Source organism: Streptomyces lancefieldiae, from assembly GCF_031845825.1.
GTDB classification, from domain to species: Bacteria; Actinomycetota; Actinomycetes; order Streptomycetales; family Streptomycetaceae; genus Streptomyces; species Streptomyces lancefieldiae.
Map to the genome: position 1 here is coordinate 1 of NZ_JAVRFH010000162.1, position 3,173 is coordinate 3,173.

At 70.2% G+C, this 3,173-nt stretch carries 2 protein-coding genes; both read right to left on the reverse strand.

The features are described from left to right. Positions 1–482: 482 nt before the first annotated feature. Positions 483–1,685, reverse strand: coding sequence for an IS110 family RNA-guided transposase (locus RM812_RS41165; RefSeq protein WP_311585998.1), 1,203 nt, complete (start codon positions 1,683–1,685; stop codon positions 483–485). A gap of 270 nt (positions 1,686–1,955) precedes the next feature. Next, the gene (locus tag RM812_RS41170) at positions 1,956–2,408 is read right to left on the reverse strand and encodes a hypothetical protein (RefSeq protein ID WP_311586000.1); all 453 of its coding nucleotides are present in this window, start codon (positions 2,406–2,408) and stop codon (positions 1,956–1,958) included. Positions 2,409–3,173 lie beyond the last annotated feature (765 nt).

Here is a 3,173-nt window from a genome sequence, read left to right on the forward strand (position 1 = left end):
GTCAATGACCACTCGCACAAGGTGACCAGCCCTTAGACTCCCGGTCCCGCGGGCAGCGCCGAACCGGGATGCAGCTGCGTGCCCGACTCACACGCTCGACGCGCGCTGGTCACCGGGGCACGTCTGAAAAGCCTGTTCCTCATGCTGATGGGCCAGAACGGAGACCGAGGCCTTCCCGACGGCAAACCGACATGGGGACCCGCAGGCCGGGCAGCGCTCGACCGTGTTCTTCACTGGCGAGCAGGTGCGGGCGCCGGAGACGGAGTGGTGTAGCGCAGACCTCGCTGCCCCCTCCCCGACCCCGCCGAACAAGCCCGAGCCACAGCCTTGGCGTGCGGTGGCCCGCCCGCGCCTCTCCGGGGGGCAGGGTGCGGGCCCCCCGCACCCGTCACCTTCCTCCGTACCGCAGCCGGCGGCACGCTGCGACACCGCCGCTCAACGGCCCACCCGCGCCCGGCCCGGCAGGAGTCTCAATGACGAAGTCAAGCCGCTTGCGTGGCCGGCGGGGTGGAGGTGAACACCCGGTTGTCACGCAGCAGGGCCCACAACACGCTCGCTCGTCGGCGGGCCAGGGCGATGACGGCCTGGACGTGCTTGCAGCCCTCGCCGCGCTTCTTCAGGTAGAAGTCCCGGTTCGGCCCTTCGCGGGTCATACTCGTCTGCGCGGACATGTAGAACACCCTGCGCAGGCGGCGGCTGTAGCGCTTGGGCCGGTGGAGGTTGCCGGTCCGGCGACCGGAGTCACGCGGGACGGGCACCAGCCCGGCCGCCGATGCCAGGTGGCCGGCGTCGGCGTAGGCCGACAGGTCGCCGGCGGCCACAACGAACTCGGCTCCGAGTATCGGGCCCATGCCGGGCAGCGACTCGATGATCTTTGCCTGCGGATGACTGCGGAACGTCTCCCGGATCTGCTTGTCGATCCGCTTCAGCCGGTCATCCAGGGCCAGGATCTGCCCGGCCAGGTCGGCCACGATCTGTGCGGCGACGTCCTCGCCGGGCAGCGCGGTCTGCTGGGCTTGGGCTGCTTCCAGTGCGGTCGCGGCGACAGTGTCGGCTCCACGCACGCCGCGGTTGGCCAGCCAGGCTGTCAGCCTCGCGCGGCCGCGGCGGCGGATCGCCGCCGGGGTCTGGTAGCCCGTCAGCAGGACCAGCGAGCCCTTGTGGGCCGAGTAGTCGAAGGCCCGCTCCAGTGCGGGGAAGACGCCGGTCAGCACGTCGCGCAGGCGGTTGATCATCCGCACGCGGTCGGCCACCAAGTCGGTGCGGTGGGAGGTCAGCAGCGCGAGGTCGGCGGCCAGCTGGGCGGGCACGTCGATGGCGATGAAGTCGTTGCGGTGGCGGGCGGTCTCGGCGATGACGTAGGCGTCACGGGCATCGGTCTTGGCTTCGCCCCGGTAGGCGCCCGACATGCGGTTGACCGTGCGGCCAGGCACGTAGACGGCCTGCTGGCCATGGGCCGCGAGCAGGGCCAGCAGCAGTGCGGAGGAAGTGCCGGAGATGTCGACCGCCCAGTGGACTTCGTCGGCCAGGTCCAGGATCTCGCCGAGCGCGGTCAGGATCGCCGACTCGTCGTTGTCGACCTTCTTCGACCACAAGGTTGCGCCGGTCTCGTCGACCACCGCCGCCCAGTGGTGGCCCTTGCCGGCATCGACACCGGCCCATACCTGGGTCTTCCGCTCGTTCACTCGCCCTCCTCGGATCATCCGGCATGCCGTCGGCCCGAGGAACACCCCGCTGTCATCTCCGTAATCAGCGACCGCACAAGGCGCGCACATCTCAATCAGCAGCCAGGGCGCCCCGGAGAGCCGGGCGGCCACTCCTGCTGAGCCACTGAAGACAAGAACCCATCAGCCACACCCGGCCCTCCCGGGCCGCCTAACAACTTACGGAGGACCCATGACAGTCCTGACTGTGCTGCGGCATGCCTCACCTGGTGGAGGCATCGCGCCAGGCGGTCAGGCTCGGCGGTAGCTGTCGACCGGGCCGCCCCAGCCGCCGGCGGGTCCGTCGAAGTCGATCCCGAGCGAGGAGCCGTCCGGCTTCACCTTCAGGTGGCCGAGGCCACGCCCACCGTCCTTGCCGTCCTGGCAGGAGTAGGTGATGGTCGCGGATTCCTCACCGTTCTCCTTCACCGGTACGAAGGTGCCCGTGCACGAGAGCTTGGAGCCCCGGGCCGTGGCTTTGCCGTCCTTGATGACGAGGGTGTCCAGTGTGGTGTCACCGGGGGTGGCGATGTACTTCCAGGTGCCGGCCGCCCGCTCGAGGAGCGTGTGCCCAGGGGCCTGGGCGCCGGCCGACGTCTCCGCCGGGCCGGCGGTGGCACTTGCCGTGGTGTCTGCCGTCTTCTCGTCCGTGCTCTCGCTGCTGCAGCCGGCGGCCACCACGACCACGGCAAGCGTCGCGACCACTGTCCATCGCGCCTTGCGCACAACAACACCCGTTCTCTCTTCGCGCCTTCACAACGGCCGCAAACGTAACAGGTGCCGGCGGGCAAGCCGACCGGACCCTTACCCTTCTCCCAGCCGTCGCCGTCCGAGTGGGGCGCCCACTCGGACGCACAGGCCGCCGTCTGACAGGTGCGGGTCGTCCGGCAGTCGTACGCCACCGGCCTGTCCAGCGGGATCGTCGTCGCGCTCGTGCCGCGCGTCGTCGGCGGTCCGGCCACCCCGAACTCCTCGCCCGGCTGACCGCCGGACGCGACCGCGTCGAGAAGCGGATCGCAGACCTGATCGAATCCGTGAGCGTCTCCGGTCCGTCATCGCGGCGCACGGAAACCTCGGCTCACCGGCCGTCCCTGCCGGACCGAGGACCGACCGCACCGCACCGCGCGCATCCGCTCGCGCCACCGGGGTGGATCGGCCCGCCCGGAAGTCGAAACCGTTCGACGGTCCGATCCCTGTACGCGATCGACGGACCGGTGTACGTTCTCAGGCCGACGCACTTCTGGGAGCGCTCCCATACGGCTCCCCGTGATCTCTCCGGTTCGCTTCGCACGAGCACGAGGAGGAACGTTGAAACGCACTTTGGCCCTTTTGGCCAGCTGCGCGACGGCCCTGGGCCTGCTCTTCGAGCCCATCGCTCGTCAGCCAGGCGATCCACGCGCCGTCAGAAGCTCGGCCCAGGTGAAGGTCCGGCAGGTGGCCAGCGGTGCGGGCACAGATGCGGCCGTAGGC